Origin of the sequence: Hoylesella shahii (assembly GCF_937990675.1) — a bacterium.
In the GTDB taxonomy this organism is placed as follows: Bacteria; Bacteroidota; Bacteroidia; order Bacteroidales; family Bacteroidaceae; genus Prevotella; species Prevotella shahii.
In genome coordinates, this window is record NZ_CALKQY010000029.1 from 20,679 (window position 1) to 41,386 (window position 20,708).

General features: G+C 46.4%; 16 protein-coding genes. 12 read left to right on the top strand and 4 right to left on the bottom strand.

All coding sequences use genetic code 11. The annotated features are described in order from the left end of the window. Window positions 1-343 precede the first annotated feature (343 nt). The 6 genes from QME03_RS04875 to QME03_RS04900 all read left to right on the top strand — a co-directional run bounded on the left by QME03_RS04875 (window position 344) and on the right by QME03_RS04900 (window position 10,706). The gene (locus QME03_RS04875; protein WP_281723655.1) at window positions 344-3,808 is read left to right on the top strand and encodes a SusC/RagA family TonB-linked outer membrane protein; all 3,465 of its coding nucleotides are present in this window, start codon (window positions 344-346) and stop codon (window positions 3,806-3,808) included. 4 nt (window positions 3,809-3,812) lie between these two features. Next, window positions 3,813-5,363, top strand: a complete 1,551-nt coding sequence (locus tag QME03_RS04880; RefSeq protein ID WP_281723656.1) for a RagB/SusD family nutrient uptake outer membrane protein — start codon at window positions 3,813-3,815, stop codon at window positions 5,361-5,363. Between the two features lie 69 nt (window positions 5,364-5,432). Next, a complete protein-coding gene (locus QME03_RS04885; RefSeq protein WP_281723657.1) occupies window positions 5,433-6,062 on the top strand; it encodes a fasciclin in 630 nt (209 codons plus the stop codon). A gap of 3 nt (window positions 6,063-6,065) precedes the next feature. Then, a complete protein-coding gene (locus QME03_RS04890) occupies window positions 6,066-6,551 on the top strand; it encodes a hypothetical protein (RefSeq protein WP_281723658.1) in 486 nt (161 codons plus the stop codon). Between the two features lie 5 nt (window positions 6,552-6,556). Further along, a complete protein-coding gene (locus QME03_RS04895; RefSeq protein ID WP_281723659.1) occupies window positions 6,557-7,861 on the top strand; it encodes a thioredoxin family protein in 1,305 nt (434 codons plus the stop codon). A 7-nt stretch (window positions 7,862-7,868) separates the two neighbouring features. Beyond that, window positions 7,869-10,706: a M16 family metallopeptidase gene (locus QME03_RS04900; protein ID WP_281723660.1), complete on the top strand. Its 2,838-nt coding sequence runs from the start codon at window positions 7,869-7,871 to the stop codon at window positions 10,704-10,706. 1,203 nt (window positions 10,707-11,909) lie between these two features. On the opposite strand, the gene QME03_RS04905 is transcribed toward QME03_RS04900, so the two are convergent. The 4 genes from QME03_RS04905 to QME03_RS04920 all read right to left on the bottom strand — a co-directional run bounded on the left by QME03_RS04905 (window position 11,910) and on the right by QME03_RS04920 (window position 16,123). Continuing rightward, window positions 11,910-12,659: a class I SAM-dependent methyltransferase gene (locus QME03_RS04905; protein WP_281723661.1), complete on the bottom strand. Its 750-nt coding sequence runs from the start codon at window positions 12,657-12,659 to the stop codon at window positions 11,910-11,912. Window positions 12,660-13,177: 518 nt separating this feature from the next. Next, window positions 13,178-13,582: a hypothetical protein gene (locus tag QME03_RS04910; protein WP_345740170.1), complete on the bottom strand. Its 405-nt coding sequence runs from the start codon at window positions 13,580-13,582 to the stop codon at window positions 13,178-13,180. A 161-nt stretch (window positions 13,583-13,743) separates the two neighbouring features. Continuing rightward, window positions 13,744-14,271, bottom strand: coding sequence for a hypothetical protein (locus QME03_RS04915; protein WP_281723663.1), 528 nt, complete (start codon window positions 14,269-14,271; stop codon window positions 13,744-13,746). A gap of 142 nt (window positions 14,272-14,413) precedes the next feature. Then, entirely contained in the window at window positions 14,414-16,123 is a 1,710-nt protein-coding gene (locus QME03_RS04920; RefSeq protein ID WP_281723664.1) for a sigma-70 family RNA polymerase sigma factor, read from the bottom strand. 529 nt (window positions 16,124-16,652) lie between these two features. Between QME03_RS04920 and QME03_RS04925 the strand changes: the two genes are divergently transcribed. The 6 genes from QME03_RS04925 to tsf all read left to right on the top strand — a co-directional run bounded on the left by QME03_RS04925 (window position 16,653) and on the right by tsf (window position 20,445). Further along, the gene (locus QME03_RS04925) at window positions 16,653-16,889 is read left to right on the top strand and encodes a hypothetical protein (RefSeq protein WP_281723665.1); all 237 of its coding nucleotides are present in this window, start codon (window positions 16,653-16,655) and stop codon (window positions 16,887-16,889) included. A gap of 39 nt (window positions 16,890-16,928) precedes the next feature. After that, window positions 16,929-17,123, top strand: a complete 195-nt coding sequence (locus QME03_RS04930; RefSeq protein WP_281723666.1) for a hypothetical protein — start codon at window positions 16,929-16,931, stop codon at window positions 17,121-17,123. A 337-nt stretch (window positions 17,124-17,460) separates the two neighbouring features. Beyond that, on the top strand, window positions 17,461-17,922 hold the full coding sequence (gene rplM, locus QME03_RS04935; RefSeq protein ID WP_025816742.1) for a 50S ribosomal protein L13: 462 nt from the start codon (window positions 17,461-17,463) through the stop codon (window positions 17,920-17,922). A 9-nt stretch (window positions 17,923-17,931) separates the two neighbouring features. Continuing rightward, window positions 17,932-18,318: a 30S ribosomal protein S9 gene (gene rpsI, locus QME03_RS04940; RefSeq protein ID WP_009236730.1), complete on the top strand. Its 387-nt coding sequence runs from the start codon at window positions 17,932-17,934 to the stop codon at window positions 18,316-18,318. Between the two features lie 231 nt (window positions 18,319-18,549). After that, the gene (gene rpsB / locus QME03_RS04945; RefSeq protein ID WP_025816739.1) at window positions 18,550-19,365 is read left to right on the top strand and encodes a 30S ribosomal protein S2; all 816 of its coding nucleotides are present in this window, start codon (window positions 18,550-18,552) and stop codon (window positions 19,363-19,365) included. Between the two features lie 87 nt (window positions 19,366-19,452). Beyond that, window positions 19,453-20,445: a translation elongation factor Ts gene (tsf, locus tag QME03_RS04950; protein WP_281723667.1), complete on the top strand. Its 993-nt coding sequence runs from the start codon at window positions 19,453-19,455 to the stop codon at window positions 20,443-20,445. Window positions 20,446-20,708: the final 263 nt, after the last annotated feature.

Sequence of the window (20,708 nt, forward strand, 5' to 3'; positions counted from 1 at the left end):
CGCCACAAGGCTATGCAGCAGTAATTAATTATATATTAACACCTTACAACCACACCCACCTACACACATCAGCAGTATGCTGGCGCCAAGAGAGCATAAATTGGTGCGCCCACAGTGTTCGTTTTTCAATAATTAATGACCGCAACTTGGTGTGAAAAAAAAATAATTTTGGAAAGAAAACAGACATATCGTTATGTTTATGCAGTTTTTTTACTATATTTGCCACTAGAAATTGAAACATAGAAGAATAACTATTGATTTAGTTTTGCAATCAAACCATGGGTAAAATGACATAAATTCTTACCTATATCAACATAATATCATCACTTTTTAAACCAATTGTATGGCAGTATCTCTAAAGCGCTATCTTCTAGCAGTGCTTGTAACGACCATCGCTTTAACTTTGTTCCAACCAGTTGAAGCCATTGCCCAAACGCAGGGCAAGCGCATTAGCGTGTCGTTTAAAGACAAGCCGCTGGCCACAATCCTCGATTTTGTAGGAAGGCAAGGCGACTACGAAGTATCTTACACCGATGATGTGCGTAACGACACACTAACGGTAACCATCTCTTTCGAAAACGTTGATGCCTTGCAAGCTGTGCAAAGCTTGCTGGCCAAAACCGCTTTCGCCTACAACGTAGACGGAAAGAAAATCAACGTTTACCGCATGGAGCAGCATAAAGAAACAGCTTTCACACTCAAGGGACTTGTGAAAGACAAAGACGGACAGCCCGTATCTTTTGCCACCGTGCAGATTAAAGGCACTACCCAAGGCACAACCACCGACCTCGATGGACATTTTACCATGAAGGTAGACCGCCAAGAGGGCAATGTAACCATATCGAGCGTGGGCTTCGAAACCAAAACCATGAAGTATGATGCTCGTCGCGAACTAAGCGTGTTGCTGCCTTCGTCGGAAAAAATGTTGGGCGAAGTGGCCGTTATTGCCTACGGTAAGCGCAACACACGCGAACAAGTGGGAGCCATTGGCTCGGTAAAGGCCGAAGATTTGCAGAAAGTGCCCTCGCCTAGTCTTGAAAACTTGCTGCAAGGCCGTATTGCAGGTGTAGACGTAACCAACCTTTCGGGTTCGCCAGGTGGTGGCGGTTCGAAAGTAACCATACGCGGATTTAGCTCGCTCAACCAGCAAGGCGTGAACGACGGAACACCACTTTACGTGGTAGACGGCGTGCCCGTGGCCAACGACCCCCAAAACATGGGTGGCATTAATGCCCTCGCTGGGCTCGACCCCTCGAGCATCGAGAGTGTGCAAGTGCTTAAAGATGCCGCCTCGGCATCGCTCTATGGCTCGCGTGCAGGCAATGGCGTTATCCTTATCACCACCAAAAAGGGTAAGGCCGGGCGCAACGAAATACAGGTAAACGTGTCGCAATCGCTCTCGTGGCTGCCAGCAACACCCAAACAAACCATTGGAAAGGCCGAACGCGACATCGCACTCTTACTGGCCAAGAAATACCGCTCGGCACACTACAACGGGGCAACCGACGGTATTGTGCTGCCCAATAACTATGCCGACACATGGGGTTGGGGCAACGATCTCGATGGCGGTATGGACTATCTGTGGCGAAACGGAAACGTGATGACGGGCGACGGAAAGATTAGCCCCATCATGCAAGACTCGCTCAACACCTTCTATAACAACCGCACCAATTGGTGGAAGTACGGATTTAGGCTAGGACGTGTTACCAAAGCCGATGTGCAACTGGCTGGTGGCACCGAAAATATGCGCTATATGGCCAATGCAGGCGTGTACGACGAAACGGGTATTATGATTAACTCTAACTTCCGCCGTTACAGCTTGCTCACAAACCTCGACTTCAAGCTTTCTACCAAGCTCGATATGTTTATCCGTATAAACATGGCTTACACCGACCAAAGCGCAGGTTCGGGCGGACGTGTGCAGGGACTTACCTTCGACCCCAAGCAAACACCCAGTGTATTGCCTGGTAAGGGCAGCACGGCCGAACGCGAAGCCGTGAAACAACTGCGCGATATAGACCAAACCAACTCGAACTATAACTTACGACTCAACGGAGGCTTTAACTATTCGCCCATAAAGGGTTTGAAATTTACCTCCACTGCGTCGATCGACCACTATTTTACCCGCATCTACATCTTCCGCCCCAGCTATTTGATGTACGACAACCTGTCGGAGGCGCGCGGTTCGAATGCGGCAATGACCAATCTACAAACCGAAAACATTGCCACATACAATGTGCCCCTGCCCCAAGCGCATAAGTTGGAGCTGATGGCTGGTGTAACCTATAACTACGATTTGATGCAAAGCATCGGCGGATGGGCCAAAGGTGGACCCACCAATCAAGTGAAATATGTGGGTGAAGGATGGCCAACACAGCTAACAGACATCAGCGGAGAAAAGAAGCCTGCGAGAAACTTCGACTCGAACAAGGAAGATCAGGCCATGCTCAGTTTCCTTGGACGTGCCGCCTATGGCTACAAGAAGAAGTATTTGGGCGAATTTTCAGTACGTCGAGATGGGTCGTCAGTCTTTGGCAGCAATGTTCGCTGGGGCACATTCCCCTCAGTGGGCTTGGGTTGGGCCTTTAGCGAAGAGCGCTTTATGAAAAAGCTGTGGTGGCTTAGCTTTGCCAAGCTGCGCGCATCGTGGGGACGCTCGGGCCAGAAGTTCCAAGAACCCTACCTTGCGTTGGGCGTACTTTCCGAAACCAATGTGTTTAACGGCACAGCAGGATTGGTTCCCGCCGCATTAGCCAATAAATACCTTACTTGGGAAAACAGCGACCAATACGATGTGGGCCTCGACCTGCAAGTGTTGGATTACAGACTGAAATTCAAACTCGACTACTATTACAAGTATTCAAGCAACCTGCTTATGCAAAAATACTTGCCGGGCAACTTCTTCTATACAAATAAGGTTTGGGACAACATCTCGGCCATCTCTAACGAGGGCATAGAGTTTGACGTACAAGCCGACCTCATCCGCAGTAAAGACCTTAACCTGAGCGTAGGACTCAACGTGTCGCACAACCGAAACCTTTTCCGCAAGACAGATAACGGCGAAGACCTCAACGACAAGGTGCTAGGCCGCCCCGTTTACGGCATCTACACCTATCAAGACGAGGGAATAGTAAAAGACGAAAGCCAAATACCCTACCATTATAGTCAAACAGGCGTACGCATGCCCCTCTACTTTGTTAATCCCAACTATCCCTTGCGCGTTGGCGGACGAAAGATTAAGGACCAAAACATGGACGGAAGGATAGACAACAGCGACTTGTATTATGCAGGTAGCACCCTACCAACAGCTTACGGCGGTGTTAATGCCCACCTAGACTGGAAGGGCTTTAACGTAGACCTGCTGTTTAGCTACGTACTTGGACGCAAAGTGATGAACATGGTGCAAAACAGTGCCTTCACTTTTAACAAGAGCGTTAACCCCCTGATGGCCTATTTCAAAGCCAGCGATTACTGGAGCAAAGACAATCCCAATGCCACTAAACCCGCATTAGAATTTGCCGATCCTGGTTATTTGGGACATTTCGACGGTAATGTCGATTCGAATATTGAGAACATCAGCTTCCTTAGATTGAAACAACTGGTGTTGGGCTACACACTTCCCGCAGCTTGGTTTAAATCTAAGTTTGTTAAGAGTGTCAACGTGTATCTCTCGGGCGAAAATCTCTTTATGCTCTCTAACTACACTGGTTTAGATCCCGAAGTTATCGACCCCTATACTGGCAAAGACGATGGTTCGCAATATCCACTAAACCGCAAGCTTACATTTGGTATCAATGTTAAATTCTAGAAAGATGAAAAGAATAAGCATCGCAACGCTTCTCTTGGCCGCCACACTATCGTCTTGCAGCTTAGACATAACGCCAGAGAATGCGCAAACATATAGCACATCGTTTAACGACGAAGCAGGGGTGAACGCTGCCACCGCCTCGATTGAATATTTCATTAACGTCAACGTACCCAACAACAACACCTTTACCACCGTTGGAATTTTTGCCGACACGCTGCAAGATGGTATGGAGGTGCGCCGATGGAACCCTAGACTGGTGATTGCACAAAACGAATCGTGGAAAGAACTCTACGACATCATATTTACCTCAAACGTCATTGTAGACAATATTGATAAAGCAAAAAGCCTTACCGACGACCGTCGCAACCACTACTTGGGGCAAGCAGAGTTTGGTTTGGGGCTTGGATACTTCCTACTGGCGCAACGTTTCGACGACGCTGTTATCACCGAGAACTCTTACGTGATTAAGGAATACGCCACTTCGTCGCGAATGGACGTGATAAACACGGCCATCGACCACGCCACAAAGGCTTTCAACATGCTGCCCACCTACGACAAACTGCGTAAGATGGACGGAACACCCATTACCAACAGGCAAACGGCATCGAAAGGAACATGCGCTGCACTGCTGGCACACCTCTATGCCTGGAAAGGAAGCATCATCGAACTGATGAAATTGGAGGGCAATGCACAAGAAGCCTACACCAAATCGATGGAATATAGCACTATGCTGATAAACAAAGAGGTGGGCGACTACAGCCTTTGCAACACACCCGAAGAACTTTGCGAATATCTCTCTGCACCAGAGAAGACCAATCCCGAGGCTATCTTCAGCTTGTATTACGACAAAGCTCGCTCGGCACAAACATACTCGCCCAACAAAGTGGCCGAGAACTTTGTAAGCTGGCCCGTAGACGAGACACAAACGCTGGCCGATATAGCAAGCCAGCCAAGATTTAAACTTTACAAGGAAACCATCAGCAAGCTGTACCCAGATGCAGGCGACTTGCGGCGCACGGCTTTCTTCTACAAGTTTGATACGAACCACACATATGGAGGCCACAACTACGCCATACCCTACAAATTCCGCACAGCTGTTATCGACCCCGACCAAACAACGTCGTCGGGTAAGCTATATCGTTCGATAAATGCCGACTATGTGTACTGGCGTTTGGCCGATTTCTATCTGCTTCGCGCTGAATGTGCAGCCAAATTGGGTAACAATGGGCAAGCCATTGCCGACCTCAACGTTATTCGCAATCGTGCAGGAGCCACCGCTTATCCCTCGGCCAACGACACGAAGGGGTTGCGCAAAGCCATCTTCCGCGAACGCGAACGCGAGTTTATCGCCGAGAACGATGCACGCTATGCCGACATCATCCGCAACAATTACATCAAGGACGAGCTGACTGGCAAGTTCACTACCCTTACTTTGAGCGACATTCGCGGCGGTGCTTTGGGCTTACCACTGCCCATCGATGCCAAGACAGATAAGGACGGAAACCCCATAAACAAGCTTATCCGCCAAAAAACATATTGGCAGCGATACGAATAAGCAATATTTCCTAACCGTGACCACCGCACAACAACACGTTGAACCGTGGCCCAAACAGAAAGAAAGAATATGAAACGCATTAAATTTTTAGCTGTGGCATGCTTACTGACACTAATATCGGTGAGCTGCACGCAATATAATTTCGATGATACAGGCGAAGCAAATGGCATACACGACTGCACCATGTGGGAATATTTTAGCAAAGACCCCTACAATTGGCAACTGTTACAACAGATGATTACACGCGCCCAACTAGAAGATGTGTTCAAAGGAACCAGCTCTTACGGCAAAGATATCACCTATTTTGGTGCTACCAGCAACTCCATACGAGCCTATCTCTTTGAAAACGGTATGACAAGTGTTGAAGAAATGCCCGTAGACGACTGCAAAGCATTTGTGCTTAACGGCCTATTAAACAAACGAATGCTGCTCGACGACTTTAAACCAGGACGAAAAAGCAGCGACGCCAACGTGCTTGTGGGCACTGGAGGCGAAACGTTCGATATGGCATCGGGTAAACAATTTTGGATTTACACCTTCAACGACACCTTTGGTGGCGTGCCAGGAGCAGGTCCTAAACGTATTTACGTCACTTCGTTAGGCGCTAGTAAAGAAAGCGCTGTGGCCTCAAGCAACATTCAAACGCTCACAGGCGTGGTGCATTCAATGGATTACGATTTTAGATTAAGCGACTTTTAACACATGAAGAAGATATATAATTTGGGCAGCACGCTCTTTGTTGTTGCGCTTATCGCAATGGCAGTGGCAGCTTGCAACACAATGCCTGTAGGATTTCTACGAACAAAGGGCGCATCGTTTAGCCCCGATACGCTCAACGTTTACCACAACCCGCACGCCAGCACACTGCGCTTTACAGACAACCTCCCTTGGGTGTCGTATCGCATTCAGGGCGTGGCTGGCACCAATCCCATTAACTACGAACTGGCCGACGTTAAGGCCACCGAAGGCGGCGATGCCGAAAAGTTTAAAGCCTTAGCGCAAAAGGGACTGCTAAAAGTAGACGGTGGCATGATTGTATTGATGCAAGAAGGCGTGGCCGAACTGCCAAATGGACGCTACACGCTATCGCTTAGAGTATATAACGATGGGCATTCGCAAACCATCGACGATGTTTACACCATCATCGTTGGCGACGACGAACCCGAACCCGAACAAAGAAACCCATAATAAATATGAAACGACTGATATTATTGCCCCTTATGTTGCTGGCACTGGTGTGCAAAGCGCAGGGCGAACAAGGTATAACGTTTTTCAAAGGCTCGTTTAACGAAGCCTTGGCCGAAGCTAAAAAACAAAACAAACCGCTCTTCGTTGACTTCTATGCCACGTGGTGCGTGCCCTGCAAACGCATGGCCAAAGAGGTTTTCACACTTCCCGAAGTGGGCGAATACTTCAATCCGCGCTTCATCAGCCTACAAATAGACGCCGAAAAGCCCGAAAACAAAGAGATTGCCAAGCAATATAAGGTGGAAGCCTACCCCACTGTGGCCTTCATTGCGCCCGATGGACGAACCATTGGCGTGAACGTTGGCGCACTGGGAAAAGAAGATTTGCTCGAGGCAGCAAAGATTGTGGCCGGCGAAGGCGTTAGTTTCGAACAGCTATACGACGAATATAAGAAAAATCCCAACGACCTGGAAGTGCAACAACAGATGCTGATGAAGGCCCCAAACTTCCTTGCTGCGCAAGAAGGAATGGATGCCGACAAGTGGGTTGTGCGCATTCAAAAACTCTATAAAGGCTATATCGCCGCTAAAAAAGGTCCGAAACTCATCAACAAAGACGACTACGCCATTATCTACAACCTTGAAGGAAACGACGATAAAGCGCATAAGCAAGAGATGGTTGACTTTATTAACCAGAACCTTGACGCATGGAAAGCTGCCATTGGCAACCCCGCAGCCTACTATGTGATTATGGCTAACGATGCTTGGGCCGAAGAACTGGTGAAAGAAGGTAGCGATAAGTACAAGCAATACGTTGAAAAAATCAAAAACGAATATGCTAAAGCCTACGAAGTAGCTGCTCTGCCCACCATCAAACCTTACGATAGGGCTAAGCTTTACTACGATGCACTGTACAATCTTTATAAAAACAAAGACGTGAAAGGCTACATCCGCGATACAAAATCCCTCTTGCAAAAGATGGGAGACAAGGTGGCTCCAGCCGATTATGGCAAGGCTGCACAAGACCTTTACATCGCTGCTGGCAAAAAACTAACAGCCGACGACCACAAACAAGCCATCGAATGGGTGGAACAAGCATTGAAAGCAGAAGAGGCTGTGATGGAACGCGTAAACTATCTCGTAATGATTGGCGACTCGTATCGTGAGCTGAAGAACTACACTAAAGCACGCGAATGCTATAACCAAGGCTACGCCGAGTCGCTAAGAATGCAAAACATGGAGATGCCACAAGCCATGGTACAAAACGCCATTAAGCAAAAATTGGCTACTCTGGAACTACTAGAAAAGTAACCAAAGCATGAACACAACGCTAAGAAAAATGGCGCGAAGCATGCGCTTTGCTCTGCTAGGCCTGGCATCTTTGGCCTTGGCCCAGCAGGTGCAAGCACAAAACGAAGCGCTAAGAAAAGGTAAGTTGCCCAACGGACTTACCTATTATATATATAACGACGGCTCTACACCAGGCGTGGCTCAGTTCTATCTCTACCAAAACGTGGGAGCTGTGAACGAAGACGACAACCAAACGGGGTTGGCTCACGCACTGGAACACTTGGCTTTTAATGCCACCGACAACTTCCCTGGGGGCGTAATGGCTTTTCTTAAGGCCAACGCACTAACCGAATTTGAGGCGTTTACGGGCGTTGACGATACCAGATATGCCGTGCACAACGTGCCCACAAACAACCAACAGCTGATGGGTAAGATGTTCTTGCTACTCAAAGACTGGTGCCACGGCATTAAACTGCTACCTGCCGACGTTGAGAAAGAACGCGGAATTATTATGGAAGAATGGCGCCGACGCGAGGGAATAGACCGACGCATCACAGACAGCACGGCTCAAGTGATGTACAACTACTCGAAATATGCCTACCGCAACGTTATTGGAAACGAAGCTCGCATACGCGCTTTCTCGGCAAAAGATCTGCGAAAATTCTACGATACGTGGTACAGACCGCGCCATCAATTCGTGGCTATCATTGGAGATGTTGACCTAGACCAGACCGAACGCACCATCAAAGCCACGCTCTCGACCCTGCCTGCTAAGCCCACTCCATACGACTTGGAGTGTAGATTAATTGGAGATAATAGCGAACCGCTCTTCATGCAGTTTGTAGACAAGGAGAATAAGAGTGCTTCCTTCGGACTATATCAACGCATCCGACTAGCAAACAACCGCAACGACGACGAGGCTGTGAAGAATTTCCTCTTCACAAACATGTTCAACACACTGGCTCCACGACGCTTTGCTCGACTTAAAAACGCCGACGAAGAAACCTTTATCGCCGCTTCGGTAAGCCTTTCGCCCCTTGTACGTGGCTTCGCGCAGGTGGCTTGGGACGTTGTTCCCTATGCCAACAATGCACAACAAGCTATGGAACAACTGCTCAATGTTAGAGCTGCAATGGCGAATAGCGGCTTCGCAAAACAAGAGTTCGAAGCAGAAAAAGGCAAGATGTATCAGGGAATGAAAGAGGCCTTGGAAGCAAACGGACTGGGAACACCCGACAATGTGTTTGGATTGATGAAGCAAAACTTTTTGTATGGCACACCCATCACCGACTTCCGTCAGCAAATTCAACGCAACATTGAGGTGCTTGTTGAACAAGAAGTGGAAGACTTTAACTCTTGGATTGCTAAGCTATTCACACCAAACAACTTGGCTTTCATCACCTATGAGCGCAATCCTGGCGAATTAAACATCACGCAAACCAACTTCCTTACAGCGCTTGCAAACAGCGAAAAGCCCCAAGTGGCAATGACTCAAGACAACAGCACACCCACAAAACTCGACCTTAGCCACATCGTTGCAGGCAAAATTGTGAGCGAAAAAGCCATCGCTAAGCTCGCAGCTAAAGAGTGGAAACTCTCTAATGGCGCACGCGTTATCTATAAATACTTGCCACAAGCCAAGGGAAAACTATTTTTCTCGGCCACTGCTCCTGGCGGTAAAGCCGCCGTTTCGCCACAACAACTGCCCAATTACACGGCCATGCGCAACCAATTAATGCAAACGGGCGTGGGCGGATATAACCGAAACCAACTGGCTTCGTGGCTACAAGGCAAGGAATTAGACCTAACCATGTCGCCCGGCGACTACTCAGACGACCTCTCTGGAAGCATGGATGTGAGCCAAGCCGATAACTTCTTTGGTTATTTAAACCTTATTTTGTCGCGCCATAACTTCTCTCCAAGCGTGTTCTCTAAGTATGTTCAGCGTAGCAAATACCTCTATGCCAATCGTGCAACCGAAGGAATGGAGGCTGCACAAGACTCAATTCGACAACTGCTTTTCCCGCCATCTGAGGCCAATCCCATAGAAAACGAGGCCTTCTTCGACCGCATGCAGTTCGATGAATTACCCTCGCAGTTCTTCGCACACTTTGGTAATGCAGCACGTTTCACCTATTTCATCGTGGGCGATATGCCCGAAGCGCAAGCTAAAAACATCGCCACGCGCTACCTAGCATCGCTTAAAGGCGACCCCAATCAGACGCTTCCAGCTCCCACAGCGATGAATTTCGCTTCTAAAGAACCAGTTATCAAACGCAGGTTCAACGTGGATATGCAAGGCGATATGGCCGAGATAGAAATATCTTTTGCCAACAAACAGCGTCTCAGCGATAAAGAACAAGCAGCCCTTGAAGTGATGCGCTCGATATTAGAAACCAAAGCTTTCGATGAAATTCGCGAGAAAGAGCAACTCAGTTACACCATCGGCGTAAGCGCCAACTACACTTCGCAGCCCGAAACAAGCGAAACACTGAGCATACACCTATCCACCGCACGCCAAAACGTAGACAAAGCCGTGGCCAAAGTATATGCCTTGCTCGAAGAAGTAAGCCAAGGTAAATTCACAGCCGACCAGTTTAAGCAGGCTGTTGTGCCCCTAGCCGTAGACGAACAGTCGCCCGCTTCGCCCGAACTCGCCACCAATCCCTCACTTTGGATGGCCACTTTAGGCGTGTATGCACAAACAGGAGAAACCATAACGCCCGAAGAAAGCGCAGCCGTTGAACCCGTGTTTAGCACTCTAACGCCAGCCGACGTGATGGCCGTTGCCGCAAAGCTGCTCAACAACGCCGTGAAACGCGAAATCGTTGTGCAAGCCATTGCACACGAAGGCAAACTAAGCTAAGCACAAACAAAGCGCTCTAATAAGGTCACACCTTATTATATATAACACCACATCGGCGTTCGCATCTTATCATATAGGTGCGAGCGCCGATTTGTTTTTCCCAAACAAAAAATGCCACTCTCAACCACGTTGCGACAAAACGCATTACCTACGCTTGTTTAGAGCTGCAATCAACATTTACCTGCACAGAATAATCAAACAGAATTGCCTTGGGGTAATTGTTTTATAAGAATGCCATACCTGTGTAGCCTCGCCATCAACAAACCCTTACACAGAGAGAAGGAACACTTTGGTTTGCTTACCATGCAACTATGGTTTTCCAAAAACAATTCCGTTTGACTATAACATCAGTACACAACAAACTCGTCAGCTCAAACAATCATCAACTCACAAACCCACGAACTCATCAACTTAAAAACCCATCAACTCAAAAACTTATCAACTTAAAAACTCATCAACTTAAAAACTTAAAAACTTAAATTATTATCTTTTATTTTACAAAACCGCTCTAATTTTCGCAGCGTTCTAGCGAAAATAGAGGCCATAAAGTAGGTAAATCGGTACTTTTTATAACCTTTCACATCTTTTAAATTGTCCGTTTTTAAGCATACAACCTGCATTTTGCACCATTTTGCCTTTCTAGTTTGGTCGTAAGCTCGAAATTTTTCAAGCCCAATTACACGCTTTTAGCCCCTAAAAACCCACTTTTCAGCCCTATTTGGACCCTTTCAGCTATGATTTTGGTGGTGATAAAAGGTTTTGTTTATACCATTGCTCTGAATATTTATGCTCTCCATCTTGCGTTTAGCAGCATTTTACACTGCGTTTTGCACCATTTCGCCTTGCGTTTTGTACCTTTTTACCTTGCGTTTAGCACCAAAACGCACTGCGTTTAGCAGCAAAACGCACCGCATTTAGCAGCATATTGCACCACATTTAGCAGCAAATAGCCCCAAAACGGGTGTAAATGGCGGCTCTTCCAAATAAATATTCATTTTGTTCCATTCACAAACTAACCCCCGCTTGCATCAAGACAAACCCTCGCGAGAATCGATTTTTTGCACGCTGACATACGATTGGTGGATAAAAAGGGCACTCATAATGTTAAAATCCGCACTAAAAACTTGACAAATTTTAGTTGATGGGTTAACAAGGTGACAAGTTAACGGGCTGACAAATTAACAAGACTGGTAGAGCAGCCACCTAACCACCTCTGCTTTTCCTAAACGTGATGCCATAAAACCTGTTGTTCCAGAACAGTTCTGTTTGCTTGTCTTCTGCCTGTGGCGGAACACATTGCTCCATTTCGTGCAAGTCTACCGTCTTACCATCGAAATACGACTTAGAGAAAACGCTTTTCTTATACTGCGACTCCACAAAGTCGGCTGTTTCGTCGGCCACAAGAATCTTACTCCCAGGTTTGGCAACCCTCAGCATTTCGTTCATTGCACGGGCCTTATCGTTAAAGAAGTTGATGGCTCCATTGTGGAAAACAAGGTCGAAAGTATTGTCGGCAAAAGGCAGTTGTTCGGCAGGACATTGCACAAGCGTTAAGTTTGTTTTCTTCTGCCATTTCTTTTTGCACCGCTTAAGCATACCCAACGAAATGTCGGCACCCACCAACTCCAACGTTTTAAGGTCGACACCCTGCGGCAGATGGTTCAAGTCGGCCCCTGTACCAATAGAAACATAGAGCACGGAGATATTGTTTCGCCACTCCAAACGGCTCATCAGTTGGGAACGCAATTGGTCGATAGCCCCGCCATATTTAAGTCGCCCCATCCATTTCTCTCCAAAATCGTAAACGTAAGACATCCAATCGTACATCTTCATGTACTTGTGGTTATCCCCACTAACAAAGTTGTTATCCATATACACGAAGATGCCGTCCTCTTGTTTTAAACCCTCTGCCTTAACTTCGGGTTTCAACCATGTTGATATGTCTGCTGCCATAATGATGATATGTTGTTATGTTATACACGTTTCTCTTTTAATCGATCGTTTCAACAGACCAAAGAACCGCCGTAATGGTTCTCTCGCCTTATAAATAATACCTTTCCCTGAGACCACATTGCACACAAAAGCGCGTGGTGATGTGGTTTTGGGAAACATTATCACTGCCATGCAAAGGTAAAAAGAAAAACGACAACAAGCAAGTTCTTCCCCTTAAGCGTTGTGTGTTTGTTCATGGGATGTACCACATCGTTTGTCGCCGACAGGTGCAGAACAAAAATAAGAACGGAAAGAGGTGAAGAAGATAGACAGATAGAGGTGGGTGGATGCTGTTAATTACCTTTATGGCTTGGTTTTGCCTAACCGTGCTGACCATTTTCTTAATTACAAAACACGTAATGCCGGTCTGAAAAAGGGGCAACAACCATAAGATTTAAGAGCCATTGAACGTAAATAACAGCACCCACCTAAGATAAAAGTCTTTGCAAAAGTACAGAGGAAAACCCCTAACGGAAGCTTTAATCAACAGGCAACGTAACACCACTTCTTAACGTAACTTGTTTTACCTTGCCCGACACAAGCCTTATCTCCCCATCGTACACGAGCTGTTCCTTATCGTATTTAACGACACTTCCTGCATAATACACTTTGAGGTGATAATTGCCTTGGGAGAGTTTGCTCATCTTAAAGTCAACGTCGTACATACAGTTACAATCTGCCAACACTTCAATGCGTTCCTTATGATGAACAACTAAGGTAATTTGGTTGCCCTCGCAGGTAACATTTACCACTCGTTCTCGTATGGCGCAATTGTCCTTTACGTCTTCCACCTTACATTGGGCAACACCATCTTTTCCCAATTCAATGCTTAGTTTCGTTTGTTTGTTCTCTTCCTCGCGCGGTTGTCTTTGCAAATCTGCCATTGTCGTCTCCCTTTTGCATGGTGAATTTGACACATCGTAAGTGTTTAACGAACTTACCACCGCGTTTTCTGTGGAACATGCCGATAGCCCAGCAAAGCATATCAGGCTAAAAATCACTTTCTTCATATATACTTTTCCTTTCCATTAACTTGTCCTAATGTTTACTCTTCAATTAGTTTACCATGCTTTTTAAGTACAGAGAGAAACTCTTCCCATTCGGCGGCACGCTTTTGTTTAGCCTCTTTTATCGCTTCGTTTTCTCTCGCATAGTCACTATTGTTTTCTATATGTCGCGGATAACAGTCGCTCAGATAAAATTTGCCGTTCTCAGAGACCAAAGACAGGTCGGTAAACAGTTGGCTATTAACTTCGGATACAAACGTAGTGATATGAAGCAATACTTTGTTGGGCGTACATATTTCTATTCTTTGGTAAATGGGGAACAAGGAACTGTTCGGCTCAAAGTTAACGAACACCATCTCTCTTGTTTTCGAATTGAAGTTTTTGATGTTGTCGAGTGTGAACAGATACTGTTTGAAAATGGCAGAGCGGCTGACGGGAGTTGTACCAATTGCATACAGTTCGGGCTTGATGACTGTTTCTTCAGACTGTGTTTTCTCGTCACTACTGCAACTTATGCTCGCAAACGAAAGAGCGAGAATGGATAAGATAGATAATAATTTTTTCATAATGAATGCGGTTTATAATTATATTGATAAGATATACACGATGTAAAGAGGCGGTTTTTAGGCCGCATCTACCATAAAGAGTAAAGATACTTGAAAAGACTGCACGCTTGATGGAGATTTTTGTTACCTGCTTTTCTATGGTCTACCACGTTAGACGCAAACCGAATGGTACGGTTATGATGAACGGATGTTCGGTGCGATAGGTTTCGATACCGCTTCCATTGCCGAAGTAATAGAACATGTTGGGCTCTAAATAGATACTGAACGGCTTGAATAGGCGATACTGCACGCCTACGCCAAGGTTGACCGACCATTGACTACGCGCCTTAATATCCTCGCGCGAAGTGTACGTTGAGTCTGTCGTTATGGTGTATTTCTTAGCAAGTGAGCCATAAATAGGCATCTCGAACGTTACGCCACCCGTGGTGTAGGCATTGAAACGTCCCTTATTCCAAAAGCTATAGGTAAGGCGCAAAGGTATGCCAAGATAGTCTACTCTTTGCGTTTTCTTCAATGTTGCGCGATGATACTCACTTTCAAACTCTGAATTTAGGCTTGTGTACGTTAGCCCTGTGCCAAATGTCCAGCGCAGACTTAATTGCTTATTGAGCGAGAGCCCTAATGTAATGGGGCGATGATGGTTGGCCTTTTCGCCTAAGCCGGCATCAGCATCTGTGGGCGAGTCGATGTTGTTGTTCACAATCCAGGTAAGCCTAGCCCTTTCAACAGAGTCCATCAGCGCATTGTTCCTTGCTAAATAGTTCTGACAATCTTCCCATGTGTATAGTTTTGCGGTGGCTTCACCATTAGCATAGTCAATCATCGTGAGATAGTTTTGATTTGACAATGCACTGTTTGCGCCAGCATTAGACGAATATCCAAGGTTAAACGTCCAAGGATATTTCTTCTTGGGCTTGATGCTCTGGGCCATTTGTTCATTCAAAGCAATGTCTTTGTTTGCAGCAATTGCAGGTAGCGATGATGGCAGCGTGTCTTTTGGTGTGTGTGTTACGGCCAGTTTCCGTTGTATTGTGTCTGCATCAAATGGCAAAATAGTTTTTGTAAGCTTTGTGCTGTCTGCACTATTAGGAAAATAAAATGTGCCGTTGTTGGCGACAGTTTGTGCCAATTTGCTATCCCCAACAGCGGGTGTAGTTGGCGTTGGGGTGGAATATGCTGGCTGATTGGCATTGGGTTTCATGCTTTCGGCCTTCGTCCTTTCGGGGGTAGCTTGCCGTTGTTTCGTTGTTCGTGGCTTTAATGTGGTTAATCTGCCCGCCTTTTGCCTTGTCACCATATATATATATATAGGAATGAAAAGTGGCAACAGCAGCAATCCCCAATAATTACTTAGCATTGCCTGCAACATCTTTTTTGCCCTAAACAATTGCGAAGACGAACTATGTGGGTTAATTCCAAGCATTCGTCCAATCTCCTTGTGCGAGAGTCCGTCCAAAACCGACAGCTTAAATACCTCGCGACTGCCTCTGGGTAAGGCATCGATGGCTTGTAACAGCACGTCTAACTCCACGCTTTGCCTGTTTTCTAAGGTGTCGTCCATCACCTCTCTGTTTAGGTTCAACAGAGACGTGCTGTGTTTTTGCATGTGTCGAAGATGCTTTAACGAGAGATTTTTCACTATGGTTATCATCCATCCTTCTAATTTTTGGTTTTCTTTTAGTTCGCCAATGGATGTAAAAATGATGATGAATGCATCGTGTAGAATGTCTTCTGCCACGCTTTCATCTTTAACATAGCTACGGCATACGCTCTTTAATTTGGGAGCATACGCCGCATATAGTTCACCAAGGGTTTCTTTGTTTCCCCTTTTGCAAGCGTCTATATCTATCATATATTTCTTAACAAGAAATGTCTTTTCCTTATTAAGAGGAGTGAGTAGAAGGCAAAAGACTGCATGACAAATGCTGTATTTTCATTATTTGGCACTTAAACAGCTACGTTGGCATAGAGCTGTTGAGAAGACACAAGCGCGAAATGACTTGAATAACGCAAAACTACTACATTAAGAGGAGAATGCCAAATGTTTGCGATGTTATTTCGTTTTGGATGCGATTATGCAACAGTGTGTTTCCGTTTCAGGTCAATTCGCGATAATGATAAGAGGGAAAACACAGTTAAACGTCAATAAACTTAAAGGCAGAGAATGTGCTTAAAATACTTAGCTTAACGTGTATGCGTGGAAAAACTAGGCCATTTAGTCGCCAACTTTCTCTTATAATTCCTTGGCGTAAACCCGAAAATTCGATAAATTTACAGGGGTTGGTTGCGAAAGAAAGCGGAATAAAACGACGTCTTTCTTAAAACAAACGCGACCCCAAACAAGTAATCACCTGATACAGATACAACTGAAAAGAAACACATTGACCGCCCTTTTAGCCCTCGCACTATCTACCTGGAGCACACCAAACGTGCAAGCACAAACAGAAGAACAGCATTTGAACCATGCCGTTAGCTACGACTTGCCACGACTTGTGGCACAAAAAGACATGGAGAACGTTTACGATGCCATTGGCACACTGCCTGGAATAGTGGTGCAAAACGGCGTTTACATGCTTGGCGGACGCGCTATTGCCGTGTCTATCAACGGCGAACCATAGAACATTCCCTACAACCAACTGTAAGAATTGCTGCGCACCATGCCTGCAAGCGGCATCGAACGGGTGGAAATTGTACACAATCCTGCTGCACGCATGCAAGCCAACGCACCGCTAATCGCCCTTAGCTTTAAGCGCAGAGATGGAGAAAGCAGACCGTTTGCGGCCGAAGTGGGTGGCGACATCGCGTTTAGGCATCGCACATTGTTCGGCGAAAGGGCATCGGGTTTACAATAAGACTATAAGAACGATGGATTTATCGTGACTGATAAGTATAACAACGCATGGGGCTGCGCCACAAGCCTAACGGTGGTGTAATTTACATTACCCCCAATCGACTATCTCGAATTACTAAACTTTGTTAATTAAACGTAACGACAAAGTTAAATAGCTGTCGCACTTATTAGTTAAAGCACATTAATTCGTACCTTTGCAGTCCGATTATTATGGGGGTAACCCTTAGAGCCTCCGCTGCAACCGTGTTAATAGTCATGCTTTTGGCCGAGCCTGACGGTTAGTGAATCGGCTGCGAAAACCGAAAAATGTTTTTTAGTAGTATCAATTAAAAATTAGAATGGACACTTTAAGTTACAAGACTATTTCCGCTAACAAGGAAACGGCTAAGAAAGAGTGGGTAGTTATCGACGCTACCGACCAGGTAGTTGGTCGTCTTTGCTCAAAGGTAGCTAAGCTTATCCGCGGCAAATACAAACCCAACTTCACTCCCCACGTTGACTGTGGCGACAATGTAATTATCATCAACGCCGCGAAAGTGGTTTTCACGGGTAAGAAAGAAACCGATAAGGTTTACACTCGCTATACTGGCTACCCCGGTGGACAGCGTTTTAACACGCCTGCCGAATTGCGCAAGCGTAAGGGTGGCGTAGATCGCATCATCCGCCACGCTGTTAAGGGCATGCTGCCCAAAGGCATCCTAGGCCGCCATTTGCTTGGCAACCTCTACGTATTCGAAGGAACCGAGCACGACAAGGCTGCTCAACAGCCCAAGGCCATCGACATTAACCAGTATAAATAAGGAAAAGAAATGGAAGTAGTAAATGCAATTGGTCGCCGCAAGAGCGCTGTAGCTCGTGTTTACCTCTCTGAAGGTACTGGCAAAATAACGATCAACAAGAAAGACATCAACCAATATTTCCCCTCTGCCATCTTGCAGTACGTGGTTAGACAACCACTGCAGTTGCTCGAAGCAGCCGAGAAATACGACATCAAAGCTAACCTCGACGGTGGTGGTTACACCGGACAAAGCCAAGCACTGCGCCTAGCCATCGCACGCGCACTGGTTAAAGTAAACGAGGAAGACAAGAAAGCTCTGAAAGACCAAGGTTTCCTCACACGCGACTCTCGTGCTGTTGAGCGCAAAAAGCCAGGTCAACCCAAGGCTCGTCGTCGCTTCCAGTTCAGCAAGCGTTAATGTGTTTATGCCCTGCTTGCCATTTACTGGCTTGCGCTTAAGGTCTATCTCAAAGGTGGCTTAAGTATCACAACGCTGTATTTAGGCACCAAGCACTGGCAAAACCCAAGCTGAACAACGTTTAGCATCTAAACGGGCGCGACTCGTTAAGGCATAAGCCACGATTACCTGCCCGCTGGTTCTAAATAAAAAGAATTTAAAAGAAAGTAAACATCCAAACAAAACAAAGACATGTCAAGAACAAATTTTGACCAACTGTTACAGGCAGGTTGCCATTTCGGACACCTCCGCCGCAAGTGGAACCCTGCAATGGCTCCCTATATCTTCATGGAACGCAACGGCATCCATATCATCGACCTCCACAAAACTGTGGCTAAGGTAGACGAAGCAGCCGAAGCGCTCAAGCAAATTGCTAAGTCGGGCAAGCGCATTTTGTTCGTCGCTACTAAAAAACAAGCTAAGGACGTGGTAGCCGAAAAGGCTGCTAGCGTAAACATGCCTTACGTTATCGAACGTTGGCCAGGCGGTATGCTCACCAACTTCCCCACCATTCGTAAGGCTGTTAAGAAAATGGCGAACATCGACAAACTGATGAACGACGGTACTTTTGCCAACCTCTCAAAGCGCGAGTTGCTTCAAGTAACACGCCAACGCGCTAAACTTGAGAAGAACCTTGGCTCTATTGCCGACCTCACACGCTTGCCTAGCGCTCTCTTTGTTATCGACGTAATGAAGGAAGCTATCGCTGTTAAAGAGGCTAAACGCCTTGGTATCCCTGTGTTCGCAATGGTTGATACCAACTCAGACCCTCGCGATATCGACTTCATTATCCCCGCAAACGACGACGCTAAAGATAGCATCGAGGTTGTTCTCAACGCTTGCTGCGCTGCCATCGCCGAAGGCTTGGAAGAGCGTAAGGTAGAAAAAGCCGACGAAAAGGCTGCTGCCGAACAAAGCGAAGAAACCGCTCGCGCTCCTAAAAAAGCACGCAAAGACGGGGCTAAGGCCGTAGCCGAAGTAGCTGAAGAAGTTAAAGAAGAGGCCTAAAAATAAAATATGAAGCGGCAAAGGGGCATTAATAGCCGCCCGAGCCGCTTCTTTTCTCAACAATAAAATTAAGCAAAGGAAAATATTATGGCTGTTTCAATAGCAGACGTACAGAAGCTGCGCAAACTCACTGGTGCTGGTTTGGCAGACTGCAAGAAAGCTCTCGACGAAACCGTTGGCGACATCGAGAAGGCAATTGAGATTATTCGCGCCAAGGGTCAGGCTATCGCCGCTAAGCGTTCAGACCGCGAAACCTCTAACGGTTGCGTACTTGTAAAGGCTGGAAATGGCTTCGGTGCTATCATCGCCTTGAAGTGTGAAACCGACTTCGTTGCTAATGGCAAAGACTATATTCAACTTACGCAAGACATCATCGATGCTGCCGTTGCTGCTAAGGCTAAAAACCTCGACGAGGTTAAGGCGCTTACATTGGCTGATGGAACGAAGGTTGAAGACGCTGTTATCGCTCGTTCGGGTATCACTGGTGAGAAAATGGAACTTGATGGATACCATTTCATCGAGGGAGAAAACATCTACACCTACAACCACATGAACAAAAACCTGCTTTGCACCATGGTTCAAACCAACAAGCCTGCTGCAGAAGAGGGTCACGCAGTTACGATGCAGATTGCTGCAATGAAGCCTATCGCGCTTGACGAGGCTAGCGTTCCACAAGAGGTTAAGGACGAAGAGCTGAAAGTAGCTATCGAAAAAACCAAGGAAGAGCAAGTTGAAAAGGCTGTGCAAGCTGCCTTGAAGAAGGCTGGATTCAACCTTTACATCGCCGAAAGCGAAGAGCACATCGCCGAAGGTATTGCTAAAGGTAACATCACCGAGGCTCAAGCCGAAGAAATTCGCAAGATTAAAACCACCGTTGCTGAAGAGAAAGCTGCTTCACTGCCTGCAGAAATGGTGAACAACATCGCTAAAGGCCGTATGGCTAAGTTCTTTAAGGAAAACTGTTTGCTCGAACAAGAGTTCATCCAAGACTCTAAATTAAGCGTTGGACAGTATCTTAAAGCTGCCGACAAAGACCTCACCGTTCTTGATTTCAAGCGCTTCACGCTTCGCGCTGAATAAATGATACCCCCCCGTAATGCTGGGCCGATAAGGCTTTACCGGTTTATACGGGTGGCTACTTGATAGAATAATGACTAATCCCTGCAGCCTTGGGCTGTGGGGATTTTTGCTTATAAGACAAGAAAAAAGAGAAACTAGGACAACTTAGAACAACTAGAAAATCTAGAAAACCAAAAATAACCTAGAACAACTAGAATACCTAGAATACTTAGGGTAATTCAGTTAATTCCCTCTTAAGAATCTCTGGAGACTGTCAAATGCCA